Annotated in this window: 19 protein-coding genes; 10 read left to right on the plus strand and 9 right to left on the minus strand. The window is 59.4% G+C overall.

The annotated features are described in order from the left end of the window. Positions 1 to 103: 103 nt before the first annotated feature. Positions 104 to 373, minus strand: a complete 270-nt coding sequence (locus ACJJU9_RS18190; protein WP_123749892.1) for a short-chain dehydrogenase — start codon at positions 371 to 373, stop codon at positions 104 to 106. A 635-nt stretch (positions 374 to 1,008) separates the two neighbouring features. On the opposite strand from ACJJU9_RS18190, the gene codB reads away from it, so the two are divergent. From codB to ACJJU9_RS18215, 5 genes are all read left to right on the plus strand, one after another. Continuing rightward, positions 1,009 to 2,259 (plus strand): cytosine permease, encoded by a 1,251-nt coding sequence (codB, locus tag ACJJU9_RS18195; protein WP_407729189.1) that lies wholly within the window; start codon positions 1,009 to 1,011, stop codon positions 2,257 to 2,259. Beyond that, complete coding sequence (locus ACJJU9_RS18200; protein ID WP_153350854.1) at positions 2,256 to 3,479, plus strand: PucR family transcriptional regulator; 1,224 nt, start codon at positions 2,256 to 2,258, stop codon at positions 3,477 to 3,479. Before codB ends, ACJJU9_RS18200 begins: the two co-directional genes overlap by 4 nt. Then, the gene (codA, locus tag ACJJU9_RS18205; RefSeq protein WP_048370657.1) at positions 3,476 to 4,717 is read left to right on the plus strand and encodes a cytosine deaminase; all 1,242 of its coding nucleotides are present in this window, start codon (positions 3,476 to 3,478) and stop codon (positions 4,715 to 4,717) included. Before ACJJU9_RS18200 ends, codA begins: the two co-directional genes overlap by 4 nt. A gap of 145 nt (positions 4,718 to 4,862) precedes the next feature. After that, positions 4,863 to 5,648, plus strand: a complete 786-nt coding sequence (locus ACJJU9_RS18210) for a hypothetical protein (protein ID WP_407729190.1) — start codon at positions 4,863 to 4,865, stop codon at positions 5,646 to 5,648. Between the two features lie 38 nt (positions 5,649 to 5,686). Beyond that, positions 5,687 to 5,872: a hypothetical protein gene (locus tag ACJJU9_RS18215; protein ID WP_407729191.1), complete on the plus strand. Its 186-nt coding sequence runs from the start codon at positions 5,687 to 5,689 to the stop codon at positions 5,870 to 5,872. A gap of 162 nt (positions 5,873 to 6,034) precedes the next feature. Here the strand turns inward: ACJJU9_RS18215 and flgE are convergent, their stop codons facing one another. The 6 genes from flgE to ACJJU9_RS18245 all read right to left on the minus strand — a co-directional run bounded on the left by flgE (position 6,035) and on the right by ACJJU9_RS18245 (position 11,154). Then, positions 6,035 to 7,363 (minus strand): flagellar hook protein FlgE, encoded by a 1,329-nt coding sequence (flgE, locus tag ACJJU9_RS18220; protein ID WP_048370659.1) that lies wholly within the window; start codon positions 7,361 to 7,363, stop codon positions 6,035 to 6,037. Between the two features lie 10 nt (positions 7,364 to 7,373). Further along, positions 7,374 to 8,099, minus strand: coding sequence for a flagellar hook assembly protein FlgD (gene flgD / locus ACJJU9_RS18225; protein ID WP_123749889.1), 726 nt, complete (start codon positions 8,097 to 8,099; stop codon positions 7,374 to 7,376). 15 nt (positions 8,100 to 8,114) lie between these two features. After that, on the minus strand, positions 8,115 to 8,558 hold the full coding sequence (gene flgC, locus ACJJU9_RS18230) for a flagellar basal body rod protein FlgC (protein WP_048370663.1): 444 nt from the start codon (positions 8,556 to 8,558) through the stop codon (positions 8,115 to 8,117). Positions 8,559 to 8,561: 3 nt separating this feature from the next. Further along, positions 8,562 to 8,969, minus strand: coding sequence for a flagellar basal body rod protein FlgB (gene flgB, locus ACJJU9_RS18235; protein ID WP_048370664.1), 408 nt, complete (start codon positions 8,967 to 8,969; stop codon positions 8,562 to 8,564). A gap of 379 nt (positions 8,970 to 9,348) precedes the next feature. Beyond that, positions 9,349 to 10,176: a protein-glutamate O-methyltransferase CheR gene (gene cheR, locus ACJJU9_RS18240; protein ID WP_153373855.1), complete on the minus strand. Its 828-nt coding sequence runs from the start codon at positions 10,174 to 10,176 to the stop codon at positions 9,349 to 9,351. 45 nt (positions 10,177 to 10,221) lie between these two features. After that, positions 10,222 to 11,154, minus strand: coding sequence for a chemotaxis protein CheV (locus tag ACJJU9_RS18245; RefSeq protein ID WP_048389534.1), 933 nt, complete (start codon positions 11,152 to 11,154; stop codon positions 10,222 to 10,224). 75 nt (positions 11,155 to 11,229) lie between these two features. Here ACJJU9_RS18245 and flgA point away from each other — a divergent pair, with 75 nt between their 5' ends. The 4 genes from flgA to ACJJU9_RS18265 all read left to right on the plus strand — a co-directional run bounded on the left by flgA (position 11,230) and on the right by ACJJU9_RS18265 (position 13,814). Continuing rightward, positions 11,230 to 12,000 (plus strand): flagellar basal body P-ring formation chaperone FlgA, encoded by a 771-nt coding sequence (gene flgA, locus ACJJU9_RS18250; RefSeq protein WP_173430610.1) that lies wholly within the window; start codon positions 11,230 to 11,232, stop codon positions 11,998 to 12,000. A 140-nt stretch (positions 12,001 to 12,140) separates the two neighbouring features. Beyond that, positions 12,141 to 12,470: a flagellar biosynthesis anti-sigma factor FlgM gene (gene flgM, locus ACJJU9_RS18255; protein WP_048389533.1), complete on the plus strand. Its 330-nt coding sequence runs from the start codon at positions 12,141 to 12,143 to the stop codon at positions 12,468 to 12,470. A 49-nt stretch (positions 12,471 to 12,519) separates the two neighbouring features. Continuing rightward, positions 12,520 to 12,987 carry a flagella synthesis protein FlgN gene (locus tag ACJJU9_RS18260; protein ID WP_407729192.1) on the plus strand — a complete coding sequence of 156 codons (468 nt, stop codon included), beginning with the start codon at positions 12,520 to 12,522 and terminating at the stop codon, positions 12,985 to 12,987. A 134-nt stretch (positions 12,988 to 13,121) separates the two neighbouring features. After that, entirely contained in the window at positions 13,122 to 13,814 is a 693-nt protein-coding gene (locus ACJJU9_RS18265) for a flagellar brake protein (protein ID WP_153350875.1), read from the plus strand. 63 nt (positions 13,815 to 13,877) lie between these two features. Here the strand turns inward: ACJJU9_RS18265 and ACJJU9_RS18270 are convergent, their stop codons facing one another. After that, on the minus strand, positions 13,878 to 15,209 hold the full coding sequence (locus ACJJU9_RS18270; RefSeq protein ID WP_407729193.1) for an MFS transporter: 1,332 nt from the start codon (positions 15,207 to 15,209) through the stop codon (positions 13,878 to 13,880). A 273-nt stretch (positions 15,210 to 15,482) separates the two neighbouring features. Between ACJJU9_RS18270 and ACJJU9_RS18275 the strand changes: the two genes are divergently transcribed. Next, on the plus strand, positions 15,483 to 15,749 hold the full coding sequence (locus ACJJU9_RS18275; protein WP_048370819.1) for a hypothetical protein: 267 nt from the start codon (positions 15,483 to 15,485) through the stop codon (positions 15,747 to 15,749). Here the strand turns inward: ACJJU9_RS18275 and ACJJU9_RS18280 are convergent. Continuing rightward, positions 15,743 to 16,504 carry a FadR/GntR family transcriptional regulator gene (locus ACJJU9_RS18280; protein WP_048389530.1) on the minus strand — a complete coding sequence of 254 codons (762 nt, stop codon included), beginning with the start codon at positions 16,502 to 16,504 and terminating at the stop codon, positions 15,743 to 15,745. The genes ACJJU9_RS18275 and ACJJU9_RS18280 overlap by 7 nt on opposite strands. Positions 16,505 to 16,545: the final 41 nt, after the last annotated feature.

Consider the following 16,545-nt stretch of genomic DNA (forward strand, 5'->3'; position numbering starts at 1 on the left):
TGTCACGATGTAACGCTTCAACCCTGTAGTCGCTGACGAGGCACGAAGGCTGCGAGCTTCCAAGATCAAAAGATCGCGAGGCAAGCTCGCTCCTACAGAGGTTTCAGGCGGGCTGCAAACGCCAGCTCACCACATTCATCAGGTCGCAGCCATCACGCAGCAACAGCATGGCCGTGGTTGCCAGGTGTTTGAGGTCGACCGCGTCGGCCTGCTCTATCTCGCGGCAGGAAAAGGTTTCCATCAATTGGGTAACCGCCAGCACACGGGCCATGGCGTTGGCATGCAACACATCCAGCGGCGCGTTTCGGTCAATCAGTAAGGCGGGAATGGTGCAGTCGATCGCGGTTAACGGGATGTAGGGGGATGCAGTCATAAGTAAAGCTCCTAAATGTCAGATTTGAGCCAACCACTCTCGTCGCCAAACGAAAATAGGTGGCCACTGTGCGCGGGTTGGCGAACCGGTAACATTTAGGAAAACCCGGCAGACCCGAAGATCTCCCACGCACAGCTGCCATAAAGCAACGCAAGCAAAATACACGCTCCGCCGCATATAACAACCGCATGCCAGCTAAATGTTGCCCAAGTCGCCAAACCCGGTCGCCCAAACGGCGAGCAACGACTATAGGCGTCGCCCCCTTGGCCCGGCAATTGGCAAACCTGTGCGAAACATCCCGGAAAATCGTGAGCCACTTGACCCTGCCACCTCTGTAGGAGCGAGCTTGCCTCGCGATCTTTTAAAAAGATCAAAAGATCGCGAGGCAAGCTCGCTCCTACCGGGGGGTTACCTTTCTCCCCGCCTAAAACAGTGCACGCGCGCTTCAAAATAAAGCAAAATGCACACCATCCTTATAAAAATACAACTCGGTATGTGCACTTTGAACACCCTTCATTATTACTTCTGCCCGCTTTTATTCAGCATGTTGCCACCTAGTAAAATAGGCCCGGTAATTGCTTTGGCCCAGCCAGGCCACGGACCACGGCCAACCCACTAAAGGCGGAGAAAATCTCATGAGTTCACACGGTGAATTTGCGTTGAGCGAAGCACCCAGCACTGCTCGCAAGGGCCTGCTACCGATATCGATGGTGTTGTTCAGTTTTACCTTTTTCACCGGCACGATGTTCGCCGGCGGCAAGTTGGGCATGGCGTTCAATTTTGTCGACATGCTGTGGATTGCCGCTATCGGCAATGGCTTGCTGGCGCTGTATGCCGCCGCGCTGGCGCTGATCGCATCGCGCAGCGGGCTGAACACGGTGTTGATGGGGCGCTTTTGCTTTGGCGAGGCCGGCAGCCGTCTTTCGGACTTTATTTTGGGGTTCGCCGAACTGGGCTGGTACGCCTGGGGCGCGGCGACGGTGGCGATTGTGCTGGTCAAGATGCTCGGCCTGGCCGAGGGCTTTACCGTCCCGCTGATGATCGTGTTTGGCTTTGGCTTCAGCATCACCGCCATCATCGGCTTTAAAGGCCTGGATGTGCTGTCGCGTATTTCAGTGCCGTTGATGCTGGTGCTGATGATTGTCTCGATGGCCCTCGCCACCCAGCACGTCGGCGGCTTCAAGGCGCTGGCAGCGGTGATCCCGCATGAAACCATGACCTTCTCGGCCGCGATCACCATGGTCTTCGGCACCTTCGCCAGCGGCGCGACGCAAGCCACCAACTGGACGCGCCTGTCGCGTACCGGGCGGGTTGCAGTCATCGCCAGCGTGGTCAGTTTTCTGCTCGGCAACGGCCTGATGGTGGTCGCCGGTGCCTGGTGCGCCATCGTTTACCAACAGGCCGATATCGTTGAAGTGATGATGCTGCAAGGCTTGTCGTTCGCCGCGGTGATTATGCTGTGCCTTAATTTGTGGACCATTCAGGGCCCGACCATTTACAACGTGTCGGCCGCTGCCTGCCACTTGGTGCGCACTGAACGTCGCCGCACCATGACCCTGATTGCCGCCGCCATCGGCGTGGTGCTGGCCATCGGCGGCATGTACGAAATGCTGATTCCGTTTCTGGTGCTGCTCGGCTCGGTGATCCCGCCCATCGGCGGCGTGATCATGGCCGACTTCTGGTATCGCCATCACGGCAAGTACCCGCAACTGGCCTCGGTCAGCCTGCCGCGCTACAACCTGCGGGGCCTGGTGTCGTATGCCGTGGGCGCCATACTGGCCTACTCATCGCCCTGGATCGCGCCGCTGGTAGGCATTGCCGCTTCGGCCCTGTGCTACGTGTTGCTGCTTGAGATCGGCAAACACCGCACGCAGGAGGCGGTTTGAGCCTCACCGTTGAAGAAATTCTGGCGCTGCCCGGCCTTGAAGAAATGGCCATTCGGGCAGGCGCCCGTAACCTGCATCGCACCGTGCGCTGGTCGTACGTGGCCGAGAACGAAGGCATTGGCGAATGGGTGATGGGCGGCGAGTTGGTGTTTGTCACGGGGATCAACCACCCCCGCGATGAAGCCAACCTGCTGCGGCTGGTGCACGAAGGCGATGCCAGCGGCATCGCCGGGCTGGTGATTCTGACCGGCGAGGCGTTTATCCGGCGCATCCCCCAGGCCGTTGTAGAACTGGCCGAGCACTATGGCTTGCCGCTGATTGAGCAGCCGTACCTGCTGAAGATGGTCATCGTCACGCACCTGATCGGCACCGCGCTTGTGCAAATGGCCCAGGCCAAGCGCTCGCGCCATGACATTCTGGCGCAGTTGCTCAGCGGCGATTACCCGAGCCTCGCCACCGCCCGCCAACGTGCCGCGCATTTAAAGCTGCCGCTGGACAGCCCGCGACGCCTGGTAGCGTTGCGCCTGTCGGCGGTTGCTACGCTGTTTGACAGCCACGCCCCGGATGAAGCCGAGCGCTTGCTGCAACTGATTCGTCAGGCCGTCCAGGACCATCTCGACGCCTGGAGCCGTGCCCTGCCGGATGCGCTGCCAGTGGTGGTGCAAGGCGATCTGTTTATCTTGCTGCTGGCAGACCACGACAACGTTCGCGCCGACCTGGCCCGCCTCTCTCAGCAGTTGCAACCGGTGATCGGCGACCTGGCGCTATTCATGGGGCTGGCGAGCAAGGTCGACGCCTGTGAGCACTACCCTCAAGCCCTCAATCAGGCCCGTCAGGCGCTGGACGTTGCCGAGAACCTGCGCCCGGCCACCGGCCTGTGCGACTTCAACGAACTGGGGGTGCTGCGCTTGCTGCAGGCCATTGGCGATCGCTCGGTGATCGACCTGTTCGTCAAGCAAACCCTCGGGCGAATGATCGAGAGCCGCCGCAAACAGCCCAATAGTTTGATCGACACCCTGGACGCCCTGCTCCAGGAAAACGGCAACGCCCTCAAGGCCGCGCAACGTTTAAGCATCCACCGCAACACCCTGAACCAACGGATTCAACGTATCGAGCAGCTCAGCGGGCAATCGCTCGATGATCCACTTTTTAGAATGAACGCTTCGGTCGCCCTGCTGGTATGGCGCATGACCGAAGCCCAACGACAGGACCGACCATGAACATCATCAACGCCACCTTGCGCAAAACCCCAGGCCTGTACACGGTCAGCTGTGAAGGCGAGCGCATCAGCGCCATCACCCTGCAAACCGGCAGTGTCGCGGCACAACCCGGCGATATCGACGCTCAAGGCCAATTGGTGATCGCACCGCTGGTTGAGCCGCATATCCATCTGGATGCAGCACTCACCGCCGGCCAACCCGAATGGAACCTCAGCGGTACGCTGTTCGAAGGCATCGAGCGTTGGGCCCAGCGCAAAGAAACCATCACCCACGAAGACACCAAGCAGCGCGCCCACACCACCATTCGCATGCTGGCCGAAAACGGCATTCAGCACGTGCGCACCCACGTCGACGTGACCGACCCAACGCTCGCAGCGCTCAAGGCCATGCTCGAAGTGCGTGAAGAAGCGCGCCACCTGATCGACCTGCAAATCGTCGCCTTCCCCCAGGAAGGGATCGAGTCGTATGCCAATGGCCGCGAACTGATGACCCGCGCCGTGGAGATGGGCGCAGACGTGGTGGGCGGGATTCCGCACTTTGAAAACACCCGCGACCAGGGCGTCAGTTCGATCAAGTTTTTGATGGACCTGGCCGAGCGCACCGGTTGCCTGGTGGACGTGCACTGTGACGAAACCGACGACCCGCACTCGCGCTTTCTCGAAGTGCTGGCCGAAGAAGCCCGCGTGCGCGGCATGGGCAGCCGGGTCACGGCCAGCCACACCACCGCCATGGGTTCTTACGACAACGCTTACTGCTCCAAGCTGTTTCGCCTGCTCAAGGCCTCGGGCATCAACTTTGTCTCGTGCCCGACCGAAAGCATCCACTTGCAAGGCCGTTTCGACACCTTCCCCAAACGCCGCGGCGTGACCCGCGTGGCCGAACTGGACCGCGCCGGCATGAACGTCTGCCTGGGCCAGGACTCGATCAAAGACCCGTGGTACCCGCTGGGCAACGGCAACATCTTGCGCGTGCTGGATGCCGGTTTGCACATCTGCCACATGATGGGCTTTGAAGACCTCAAGCGCTGCCTGGACCTGGTCACCGACAACAGCGCCCGCACTCTCAACCTGGGTGAAGGCTATGGCATTGCCGTCGGCCGTCCGGCCAACCTGGTGATCCTCGACGCAGAAAATGATTACGAAGTGTTGCGCCGCCAGGCCAAGGCTCGCGTCTCGATCCGTGCCGGTAAAGTGCTGATGAACCGCGTTCCTGAGCGCGTAGAGCTGATCGGCGCGTGATCAAGCCCCGCCAGCCGCCGCCTCGTGGCAGCGGCTGGCGGGTTATCGAGCCCTGCACGTTTACGGCATAATGTGCACCGCTGGACAACCCGACCTTGGGCTAACGCACACTTAAAAGCATGGATGTAGGGATTCCTCCCACCTGTTGTACCTGCTGTACGGTGGTAATGCCGTTTACCGCCAAGAAGCCAAACTCAGCATTCTTTCGGCCCTGCGCGAACGACGCACGCCCGACAGTTTCACCATCACGTTAATGACCGACGAGCCCCAGACCTTTGAAGGCTGGCCCGTCACGGTCATCGCCCTGAGCACCGAGCTACTGGCGCAGTGGAAAGGCGCCTATGGCTACACCCATCGCCGCAAAGCTTGCGCCATCGCCGCCGGGGCCAAACTCGCGGACAAGACCATCTTCGTCGACACCGACACGGTGTTTTTCAAAGACCCGGCCCTGCTGTTTGAACGCGTCAGCGATCAGCAGTACTTATTGGATGAATTTGAATGGGAGTGGGCCGAAGCCAAGTTGCGCGCCGATTACGTGGCGTTTTCAGATGAACTGATCGCCAACGGCAAAGCCCCTGCCGACAGCCTCAAGCTGTACAACAGCGGCATTTGCGGCATGACTCGCGCCAATGCCGGGCTGCTGGACAAAGCCATCGCGCTGATCGATGAATGGAACGGGCATTACGCCAAGCTGCACACCATCGAGCAGATCGCCGTGTCCTTTGCCATGGCCGGCACGAACGTGGTGACCGCCAATGATTGCATCCACCATTACTACTCCAAAAAACGCTATCACCACACGATGAACCAAGGGTTCTTCGATCATCACGGTGAACGCTACCACGCCGAACTGCCGACGCTGGCAGCCACGGTGCCGGTGCACTTCCCAAGCCGTCCTTGCTTGCCAAGGTCAAGGCGCAACCGCGCCTGATCGCTGTCAACAAAGCGTTCAGACCAGCGGCCAAGTTGATGATTCAGGGGCAAAAAGTAGCTACCGCGGAGTATCTGCAACCTTATTGCCGCAAAGCCCTGTGGGTCAGGGCGATTGAGTTGCTGCAACAAAAGCACGCAACCGCCCGGCAAATCGAGCATTTGATCAAGATCTGCATCGCCCCGGCGCAGCAGGCCGAGTTCAAGGCGTTGCTTAACGGCTAGACCCTCGTCTTAGACGCCGCGCTGTCGCGCAGCAAGCAGGCTACCGAGAAACCCCGGCATCCCCCAATCAGTCCCCTCTCCCTCCGGGAGAGGGTTAGGGTGAGGGGCTCTTAGATCAAAAGATCGCGAGGCAAGCTCGCTCCTACGGTTTGCCAGCGGTTATCAGGTCATCTGGATGATGGTCTGCATGATGGTGCTTTGGGTCGAGATGGTTTTGGCGTTGGCCTGGTAGTTGCTCTGCGCCTTGATCAAGTCGACCAGCTCGTTGGTCAGGTTGACGTTGGAGTCTTCCAGCGAGTTGGAGGCAATGGCGCCCAACGTGCCGGTTTTCGGCACGTCAAAACCGGCCTGACCCGAGGCGTAGGTTTCTTTCCAGGCGGTGCCGCCTACCGGTTGCAAGCCCTGCTCGTTGGTAAAGCTGGCCAAGGAGATCTGGCCAATGGCACGGCTCTGGTTGTTACTGAAGTTGGCGAACATCACGCCCGAGCCATCAATGGTCAGGTTGTTGATGTGGCCGGTCGCGTAGCCGTCCTGGGTAGGCGGGTTGCGGGCGGTGTCGGTATTGTACTGAGTGGTATTGGCCATGTTGATGGCAATCCCCTTCTCGTTGGCCCCCGCGCCATTGGACACCCACGCACCGTTCACGGTCGCGCCCGGCATCCAGTTACTGATGGTCAGCGTGCTGCTGACGATCGGGTCCCCACCGGCCACCGGGTTAGGCGTGGTCACACTGACCAGCCCGCCGCTGGAATCAAAGCTCATGGTCGAGGGCACGGGCGCTTTGGCGTTTTCGCCGGTGGCCACGCTGCCATCGGGGTTGCGGCCGTCAATCAGGGTGTAGGTGTTCCAGGTGTTGGAACCGGTCTTGACCATGTACTGATCCATCGGGTGCGGGTTGCCCTGGGTATCGTAAATGGTGGTGCTGAATTTTTTGCTGTAGGACGACGTTTCATTCGGGTCGAACGGCGTGGTGGTCTGATTGATCACGTCCGACGTGGAGTTCAGGTTGATCGTCGAGTCCACTTTGCTGCTGGCTTTAGGCGCCAGGTTCGAGGTGTCGATGCGCAGGTCGGTCAACACGCTGGTGTTGATCACGCCGTTGGCGTCCACGCCATAACCTTGCAGGCGCGCCGTGCCATTGGTGTTGGTCACGTAGCCGTCTTTGTCGGCCTTGAACGTACCGGCACGGGTGTAGCTCAGAGCGCCGTTGTCGCTCAGCACGAAGAAGCCGCTGCCTTCAATGCCCATGTCCAGCAGGTTGCCGGTGTTGTTGACCGCGCCCTGACCAAAGTTCTGCGACACGTTGGCCAGGTTGACGCCGCTGCCGATGGTCTTGCTGCCCACGCCCAGCTTGCTGGCAGAGTAGACGTCCGCGAATTCGGCACGCGAAGACTTGAAGCCCGTGGTGGCAACGTTGGCAATGTTGTTGCCGGTCACGTCGAGTTGTTTGTTGGCTGCATACAGGCCGCTAAGGCCGATATTGAATGACATATGTCTCTCCTTAAAGGCCTATCGTCTGGACTTTTGATATACCAATGCTGCCCAGCCCGGCGAGGTTGAGCATGATTTCGCCACCGGTCTTGCTCAGGGTCACGCTGTTGACCGTGGCTGGCAGGTAGGTGGTCAACGCCGTTGTACCGGCGTCAGTTTTGGTCGAGGCGCTGAAGGTGTAAGAGCCCTTCTCCAGCAGCTCGCCGTTGGCGTCTTTGCCGTCCCAGGTGAAGTCGACATTGCCGGCCTTCTGCACACCCATGTCGATGGTTCTGACCACTTCGCCGTCGGCATCCTTGATGGTGATGGTCGGCCGCGAGTCCGCGTCTTTGACCACCACAGTGCCGTTGAACGGCTTGCCGCTCGACGGGTCGACATAAGCTTCGCCGGTTTGCACGATCACCGAGCGACCCACCAGCGACGACGCTTGCAACGCTTGCGAAGACTGCAAGCCGCCCGACAACGAGGTCACGGTATCGTTGAGGGTGGTGATGCCTTCCAGGCTGCTGAACTGCGCCAACTGCGCGACGAACGCGGTGTTGTCCTGCGGGTCGAGCGGGTTCTGGTTTTTCAGTTGGGTCACCAGCAACTGCAAGAACGCATCCTTGCCCAGCGACTGGTTGCCGGTTACCGCCCGGGATGCCGCGCCCACGCTGGTGTCGGTGGTGGTGGTCCGGGCAGAGTTGGCGAGGATCTGATTGAGGGTCAAACCACTGGTGCTATCGGTCACGCTCATGAGTGTCGCCCCTTATCACTGACCGAGGGTCAGGACCTTCTGCATCATGGTTTTGGCGGTGTTCATCATTTCTGCGTTGGTCTGGAACGAACGGCTGGCAGAAATCATGTCGGCCATTTCTTCAACCACGTTGACGTTGGGGTAGTACACGTACCCTTTGGCGTCGGCAGCCGGATGGTTGGGTTCATAACGTGCTTGCAGCTCGCTCTGGTCTTCGACCACGCCCAACACTTGCACGCCCTGACCGGCAGCGTCCTGATTGTTGAACAGCGAGTCGCCGTTACCGCCCTGCGCGCCCTGGAACATGGTGGCGAACACCGGGTGCCGGGCGCGGTAGGTCTGATCGATGCTCGACGACACGGTTTCGGCGTTGGCGATGTTACTGGCGACGGTGTTCAGGCGGGTGGTCTGAGCGCTCATGCCGCTGCCGGCAATGTTGAAAACACTGGCTAGGGACATGACTTACTCTCCACGCAGGGCCGACATCAGCCCTTTGAATTTGCTGTTGAGCAGCGTAAAGCTGGCCTGAAAGTTGACCGCGTTTTCGGCGTAGTTCGACTGTTCGAGCTGAGCGTCCACGGTGTTCTGGTCGATGGAAGGCTGCATCGGCGTGCGGTACTGCAGCGATTCGTCGCCACTGCTCAGGCCTTGCGCTTCGATATGACGGCTGTTGGTCATGTTCAAGGCAAAGGTGCCGTTCTGGTTTTTATCGTTTTGTGCGGCAAGCACAGACGCAAAATCCAGATCCCGAGCCTTGTAGTTCGGGGTGTCGGCGTTGGCGATGTTGTTCGCCAATACTTCCGCGCGCTTGGCGCGAAAGCCCAGGGCTTGCTCATGGATACCGAGCGCTTTATCGAAGCTGATGCTCATGTCGGGAAACCTGTGTGGACTGGCCTGAGCGTGTACTTCAGGCATTGCATGACATGAACACAGCAAACCCCGTGCCAGTTTGCGCAGGGCCGTATTTCAAGGGGTTGCAGGGGGATGGAAAGCGGCAACGGCCCAAAAGCGGCAACGGATTTCCGCTGCCTGCCGCTTTTCTGCCGTCCAGAGTTGGATACACCTTCACTGTAGGAGCGAGCTTGCCTCGCGATCTTTTGATCTTTGCGTGAAGCCGCAGCATCGAGGCGCAGGGTTTTACGACTGCTGCGCAGCCGGACGTAGCCTCGCAAGGCTCGTCAACTGCTACAGGTGTAGGAGCGAGCTTGCTCGCGATCTTTTGATCTTTTAAAAGATCGCGAGGCAGCGTTTATTTCGCCTGGTAGATGATCCCAGGGCTGCACTGGACCATCTGGTAGTGGTCCGGCAAGCCGTTCAGCGCTTCGGAGGCACCTAAAAACAGGTAACCACCCGGCTTCAGGGTGCTGTGGATGCGCAGCAGGATGTCTTTTTTCACGTCGGCCGAAAAGTAGATCAATACGTTGCGGCAGAACACGACATCGAATTTGCCGAACCCGGCGTAGCTGTCCAGCAGGTTGAAGGGGCGGAACTCGACACGGCTTTTGATCGGCGCCTTGATCACCCAGCGGCCCGGGCCTTTGGGCTCGAAGTAACGCTGCAAACGCTCTTGCGACAAGCCGCGGCCGATGGCCAGGCTGTCGTATTCACCGCTTTTGCAGATGTTGAGCATCGTACTGGACAGTTCGGTGGCGACGATCTGCACACCCGCTTTCAATTGCCCAAGGTTGCTGCGCTCGAACTCATCAATCGCCATCGACAGTGAGTACGGCTCCTGCCCAGACGAGCATGCCGCCGACCAGATGCGCAGGCGCTGGCCCGGATGGGCCTTGATCAGCTCGGGCAGGACTTTGTTTTTCAGCACTTCAAAGGGATAGGTGTCGCGAAACCACAGGGTTTCGTTGGTGGTCATGGCATCGACCACCTGCTCGCGCAAGCCGCTGCGTGGCTGGCTCTGGATGCGCTGAATCAGCTCGCCCAGGGTTTTGATCCCCTGCTGCTCCATCAGTTTGTTAAGACGGCTGGAGACCAGGTATTGCTTGTTTTCACCGAGCAAAATGCCACAGGCTTTTTCCAGGAAGACCCGGAATTGTTCAAAATCCAAATTAGCCGTCGACAAGTGATCGTGCCTCTAAAAACCTATTGATCGCCATGGGCATCGCCCCTAGCTGTGATCTGCTGCCTTGATCCGGTCGACAACCCGGGATGCCAGGTCATCAGGGCGGAACTTGGCCAAAAAGTCATCCGCGCCGACTTTCTTGACCATCGCCTGATTGAAAACACCGGACAACGACGTATGCAGAATGATGTGCAAGTCTTTCATCCGCGGATCGTTACGGATCTCGGCGGTCAGGGTGTAGCCGTCCATTTCGGGCATTTCGATGTCCGAAATCATCATTAAAAACTCGTGCGCCGGGTCCTTGCCCTGATCGACCATTGCGCGCAGGTATTCCAGCGCCTGGCGCCCGTCATTGAGTGAAACCACCTCAACCCCGACCGATTGCAGGCAACGGGCAACCTGTTTGCGCGCCACCGACGAATCATCCACGGTCAGCACCCGCAACGACAGGGCTTTTTCCTGGGTCTCGACGTCCACCACACCGTGAGAGATGGTTTCCGGTGAGGGCGACACTTCAGCCAGCACTTTTTCAACGTCGATGATTTCGACTAACTGATCGTCCACTCGAGTCACAGCTGTCAAATAATGGTCACGCCCGGCGCCCTTGGGTGGCGGATGTATGGCTTCCCAGTTCATGTTGACGATGCGTTCAACCGCACCCACCAAAAACCCCTGAGTCTTGGTGTTGTATTCGGTGATGATCACAAACGGATTGCTGTGGTCTCTCAGAGCCCCCGCACCGGTGGCCATCGCCAGATCGAGAATCGGGATGGTTGCGCCGCGAATGCTGGCCACGCCGCACACCACCGGGTGGGATTTGGGCATCACCGTCAGTTTTGGGCATTGCAGCACCTCGCGGACTTTGAACACGTTGATCCCATAGAGCTGCGGCCCACCCAGACGAAACAGCAACAGTTCCAGGCGGTTTTGCCCGACCAGTTGAGTGCGCTGGTTAACCGCATCCATCACCCCAGCCATACTCAGCTCCTTTAAAAATCGTTAAGTTGCGACACGCTGCCCGGTAAACGGCACGGGCTTTGCTATTTATCCGCCATGAAGCCGAAAACGACAAAAACCTGCCACCGATCACGCTTTCAGCCCTTGCGTCGCTGCGCACTGCGCCTGCTCGCGGCCGGGTGCCTGCTGAGTGTAGGCACACCTGCCGGTGCCGACACATTTACCTCTTCTGACCAGCTTATCGGCGTGACCCAAGGGTTTCTTGAGTTCACCGTCGAAGACTATTTGGCCACGGGGCAAATTGAGGGCCGCTACGAGATCCAGGTCAATCAACTGGACCCGCGCGTGCGCCTGGCGCATTGCGACAAGGATTTGACAGCCACCCTCGAAAGCCCTGCCCAGCCCATGGGCCGCGTGACGGTCAGGGTACGCTGTGAAGGTAGCTCGCCGTGGACCATCTTTGTACCGGCACAGGTCAAGTTATTCCGAGATGTGGTCACGGTCACGCATCCACTCAAGCGCGGGGCGATTATCGACTATGGTGATGTGACCTTGCGCGAGCGCGATGTCGGCCTGATCAGCCAGGGGTATCTCACCGCCGTGGAGTTGGCGGTGGGGCAAAAACTGCTGCGCCCGGTGGTCTCCGACCAGGTGCTGACACTCACGCACCTGGAGCAGGCCGCGACAGTGCGCAAGGGTGACCACGTGATTATCAGTGCCCGCAGTGGCACATTAAGTGTCAAAATGCCCGGCGAAGCGCTGTCCGATGGTGGCCTCAGCGAGCAGATCCGGGTTAAAAACCTGAATTCAAACCGGATCATCAAGGCCCGCGTGACGGCGCCTGGTCAGGTTGAAGTCGCGTTGTAGAGCGTTTGGCGTGTTTCTCTCAGCCGGCGTTGACGCAGATCAGTACAGCAATGTGTGAAGCTATGATTAATCGGGCCTAAAGTTTTCTCGGGTTTGGCCGAAAACAAGGCAAGCGTCCAAATACCCAGAGGTTTTTCGTTATGGTTATCGACTTTAGTCGTCTCAACAGCGCCCCGCCCCTGCCCGGCAGCACGCGCAGCAACGCCAACCAGGAAGCAGGCAGCGCCACGCAAGCGGCCCCTGCAGCCAAAACCGCTGAAAACACCGGCACCGAAGCCGCGAGCGGTGAATCTGTGCACCTGAGCCCGCAAGCTCAACAGTTGCAGAAAGTCAGCGATTCGCTGCGTGATCAGCCAGTGGTCAACAAAGAACGTGTGGCCGCGTTGAAACAAGCCATTGCCGAGGGCAGTTACACCGTCGACAGCAACAAGGTCGCCAGCAAACTGCTGAATATCGAAGCCGAGCGCTAGGCCCAGGGCCGGTGCCAGGCTTTTGGACGCCTAATTCCTAGAGCCCGACATGCACGACGAGAATCTGCTGCAACTGATCAATGACGACCTGGCACCTGCCGAGCAACTGCTGGGCCTGTTGCAGGACGAATCTGTCGCCCTCAAGGGGCGCGACATGGTGCTGCTGGAAAACATTCTGGCGCGCAAGCATTCATTGGTTATCTTGCTTGAGCAGCATGGCCGCAAACGCAGCGAAATCCTTGCCAGCCTCGGCTTGGCGACCAATCGCAGCGGCCTCGAAAGCCTTGCCAGCCACTCAAGCGTGGGCGATCAGTTGCTCAGCCAAAGCGACTTGCTGAACCAGTTGCTGGCTCAGTGCCACGCCGCCAACCAGGCGAACGGCCAGTCGATCCAGACCCAACAGGCGATCACCGCCAACCAACTGCGCATCCTCCACGGCGGCGAAACGCCCTCGCTGTATGACGCGCGCGGCACCACCTCGCTCCTCAACAAACACCGCGCTTACAGCCAGGCCTGAGCCTGCACTATCTACACCCGCAGCATGATGGCAGAATGCCCTTTTTTGCGTGTTGCCGTTTTTTGTCTGGAGATTGACGACCCGTGCTAGATGCCCAAGATGCTCCGCAACCGCCCAAGGTGCTGACGACGCCGATGGAGATCGCCTCAAATTTGCGGATGCTGCAAGAGAGCCATGACCCGCTGATCATCACCTTCAACGACCGTACCCAACGTTTTCAGAGCTACATGGTGGACGTAGACCGTGACAACCAGCTTATGACCCTGGACGAGATGGTCCCACGGGACGGCGAGCGTTTTCTGGCGGCGGGCATTCCTTTTCGGGTCGAAGGTTTCCATGACGGCGTGCGCATTGCCTGGGAATGCAACACCCCGCTGAGCATCGACGACAGCGGCTCGCACCGTTGCTATCACGGCGCGCTGCCCAAAGAAGTGATCTACCACCAGCGCCGCAATGCGTTCCGCGCCGCCCTGAAACTGGCGCACCTGGTGGACGTCAACGTGGCGGGCGACAAGCTCGGCAAAGCGATCAAGGGCAAATTGCTGGACGTGTCAGCCACCGGCTGCAAATTGCGTTTTGAGGGTGATATCAGCGAGCTCATCCAGCTGGGCCAGGTGTACGAGCGCTTCAGCGCCGCCCTGCCCTTCGGCCACATGACCACCCCGGTCGAGTTGCGCCACCTGTACTTCGAAGAGCGCCTGAACATCACCTTTGCCGGCATGCGCTTTCACAACATCAGCGGCGCGGTTCAGCGCCAGGTCGAGCGTTTTGTCTACCAGTTGCAGCGCGATGCCCGCCGGTTCGACAAGGATGACGATTTTTACTGAGTGCCCGGCCTGATCTTGCTCGCGATCTTTTGATGTTTAAAAGATCGCGAGGCAAGCTCGCTCCTACAGTTTGGGGTCAGCCTCGGGGCCGCCGAATTCCGGGGCTATTTCTGGCTCAATTTCAGGCTCGACCCCTTCGACCATTTGCTCCTGCACCACCTGCTCATCGACCCGTGGGTCAAGCGCTGCGGCCAAGGGCGAGGTGGACATGCTGTCGGGCATGGCAACGTGTTGCAGCGGTGCGTCGTCGACCTGGTGCAAATTGGTGACCGCGTTCGGGCGAATGCGCCACACCAGAATCAGGCTGGTGAAGCTGAAAAACGCATACAGCATATGGCTGCCGAGCACTTTCATCAGCACCCCGGCCACCAGCGGGCCGACACTGGCGCCAACGCCGTAGGTGACCAGAAGCATGGCGGTCAGCGACACCCGGCGCTCGCTTTCGATGTGGTCGTTGGCGAAGGCCACGGCCAGCGGGTAAATGCAAAACTGCAGCAATGCACTCAAGAACCCCGCCACGAACAGCACCTCGACAGGCACCTGCGGGAAGATCGCCAGCGGCAACGCCGCCGCACACAGCAACAGCGCAAACACGCGAATCAGCAGCGGCCGGTCATAGCGGTCCGACAACCAGCCCAGCGGCCATTGCGCCAGCAACCCGGCAAAAATACAGCAACCCATGTACCAACCGACCAGCTCGGTAGACAACCCTTGCTGCGAGGCGTAAAGCGGCGCCAGGCCGTAGAACGCACCAATCAACAGACCTGCGCCCATCACCGCGATCAGCGATTGCGGCACCCGCTTGATAAAGAATTTAGGGTCCATGGGTGCGGGCCGCAACGGCGCCGGGTGGATGCGCCGGGTCATGGCCACCGGCACCAGACACAAGGCAAAACACATGGCCACGAGCATCAGCAGTTCAAGGCCCAGTTGCGGGTGAACCACCAGAATCAGCTGCCCGAGCACCAGCCCCAGATACGAGGCGATCATGTACAGGCTGAACACCACGCCGCGCTGTTTGGCGTCGGCCTGCTCGTTAAGCCAGCTCTCGATAACCATGTACTGGCACATCATGCCCAGGCCGACGATCAGACGCAGCAGCAGCCAGATCGGCAGCCAGTCGGTCAAACCGTGACACAACACCGCCGCACCGACGATCCCGGCACAGGTGGCGTACGCCCGAATGTGCCCCACGCGGGCAATCAGCCGGTGCCCAAGCTTGCCGCCCAGCACCAGGCCAAAATAGTTGGCCGCCATCAAAGCACCGACCCATAAGCCGTCGACGTCATCGGCGGCCAGGCGCAACGCCAGGTAGGTGCTCAACAAACCTGAGCCGATCAACATCATCAGCGAGGCAAAATACAACGCTCGAAACGACTTCCAGATTTGGCGCATTGGCTTTCCGTACGGCTCCTTGTGCATGGTCCATGGATTCAAACAGGCAGTGGCGACCTGAACGACTAAGCCCAAGCCACCAAAATACGCAGTACACCTTCAAAAAAACAAGTAGTCGCTGCCGCAGGCTACGAAGGGTTGCAGCGCAACCCGTTTCTCAAACCCTCCAGCACCTCCCCGTTACCCCACCTCTGGATACCACCCCCGGACGTAAGATACATTCAAGGCGCGATCTACCAAAACAGCAGCCCCTCAACCGACAAAGGGTGCCACTTGAATAAAAATCAAAAATTGCGAACCTTCGACCTGATCCGTGAAGCGGTACTGCCTGAGTACCGCGACCGTGTAGACGACTACCTGACCTTGTACGAGCACGCGTTGCATGCTGAACCTGCCGACGCCGAGAAGTTGCATGCCATGGCCCATGAGCTTAAAGGCTACCTGCGCGGCCTCAACACCACCCGCGTGATCGGCATGGCCGATTTTGAAGCACTCGACCGCCGCGTCACCGAATCCTGGCTGGAAGTTGAGCCTTACTGAGCGTTGCGACTGAAGATGCGGATCACTTCATCCAGATGCTCAGCCATGGCCTGACGTGCCGCATCCGGGTCGTGTTGCTCCAGTGCCTGAAGCACGCGCCGGTGCTCGTCCTCCGAGCGGTGCGGCATGTCATCTGAGGTGTAGTGGCTTTGCAGGCGCTGGAACATGCTGCCGTAGCTGTGCCCCAGCAAGTGCTGAATCATCAATGCGTAGGCCGGGTTGTCCGACGCTTGGGCAATGCGGATATGAAATAAGCGGTCGCCGGGGTGCGTGTGCGAACCCTCGCGGTTGTCTTGCACATTGCGCTCAAACGCTTCGCGGATCCCGGCGAGTTCTTCATCGCTGGCGTTCACGGCTGCCAGCGCCGCCGCTTCGGGCTCGATCAAGCGCCGCGCCTGGAGCAAAGCAAACGGCGGGATCTCGGCGCTGAAATCCACGGCAATGCCCAGCTCCGGGTCCAGCTCGCGCCATTGATCACGGGTGGCCTGAGCCATCACCGGCTCATTGGACACCGCCTGCACCGGCGGCTCACACACCAACACACCATTGCCGACGCGCACATCCACCAGGCCGATCACTTCCAGGGCAATCATTGCTTCGCGCACCGATGCCCGGCTCACGCCCAATAACTTGGCCAATTCGCGTTCGGCGGGTAGCCGACTGCCCGGCGGGAATTCACCGCTGTCGATCAAGGCCCGCAACTGATCGGCGATCTGCCGATAAAGTCTTTGGTTATCAATAACTTGGAATGGCATCGTGAAATTGGCTCTGGTCTGTGCAACGGCTCGCGAGCGCT

The organism is Pseudomonas helleri (assembly GCF_045830615.1).
GTDB classification, from domain to species: Bacteria; Pseudomonadota; Gammaproteobacteria; order Pseudomonadales; family Pseudomonadaceae; genus Aquipseudomonas; species Aquipseudomonas helleri.

Excerpts from the sequence above, each read along its gene's own strand:
- flgB (WP_048370664.1), bottom strand. The coding sequence starts at position 8,969 with ATGAGCATCAGCTTCGATAAAGCGCTCGGTATCCATGAGCAAGCCCTG.
- ACJJU9_RS18245 (WP_048389534.1), bottom strand. The coding sequence starts at position 11,154 with ATGGCTGGGGTGATGGATGCGGTTAACCAGCGCACTCAACTGGTCGGG.
- ACJJU9_RS18270 (WP_407729193.1), bottom strand. The coding sequence starts at position 15,209 with ATGCGCCAAATCTGGAAGTCGTTTCGAGCGTTGTATTTTGCCTCGCTG.
- codB (WP_407729189.1), top strand. The coding sequence starts at position 1,009 with ATGAGTTCACACGGTGAATTTGCGTTGAGCGAAGCACCCAGCACTGCT.
- ACJJU9_RS18260 (WP_407729192.1), top strand. The coding sequence starts at position 12,520 with ATGCACGACGAGAATCTGCTGCAACTGATCAATGACGACCTGGCACCT.
- ACJJU9_RS18215 (WP_407729191.1), top strand. The coding sequence starts at position 5,687 with ATGATTCAGGGGCAAAAAGTAGCTACCGCGGAGTATCTGCAACCTTAT.
- ACJJU9_RS18265 (WP_153350875.1), top strand. The coding sequence starts at position 13,122 with ATGGAGATCGCCTCAAATTTGCGGATGCTGCAAGAGAGCCATGACCCG.
- flgM (WP_048389533.1), top strand. The coding sequence starts at position 12,141 with ATGGTTATCGACTTTAGTCGTCTCAACAGCGCCCCGCCCCTGCCCGGC.
- ACJJU9_RS18190 (WP_123749892.1), bottom strand. The coding sequence starts at position 373 with ATGACTGCATCCCCCTACATCCCGTTAACCGCGATCGACTGCACCATT.
- codA (WP_048370657.1), top strand. The coding sequence starts at position 3,476 with ATGAACATCATCAACGCCACCTTGCGCAAAACCCCAGGCCTGTACACG.
- ACJJU9_RS18280 (WP_048389530.1), bottom strand. The coding sequence starts at position 16,504 with ATGCCATTCCAAGTTATTGATAACCAAAGACTTTATCGGCAGATCGCC.
- flgE (WP_048370659.1), bottom strand. The coding sequence starts at position 7,363 with ATGTCATTCAATATCGGCCTTAGCGGCCTGTATGCAGCCAACAAACAA.
- flgC (WP_048370663.1), bottom strand. The coding sequence starts at position 8,558 with ATGTCCCTAGCCAGTGTTTTCAACATTGCCGGCAGCGGCATGAGCGCT.
- flgA (WP_173430610.1), top strand. The coding sequence starts at position 11,230 with ATGAAGCCGAAAACGACAAAAACCTGCCACCGATCACGCTTTCAGCCC.
- flgD (WP_123749889.1), bottom strand. The coding sequence starts at position 8,099 with ATGAGCGTGACCGATAGCACCAGTGGTTTGACCCTCAATCAGATCCTC.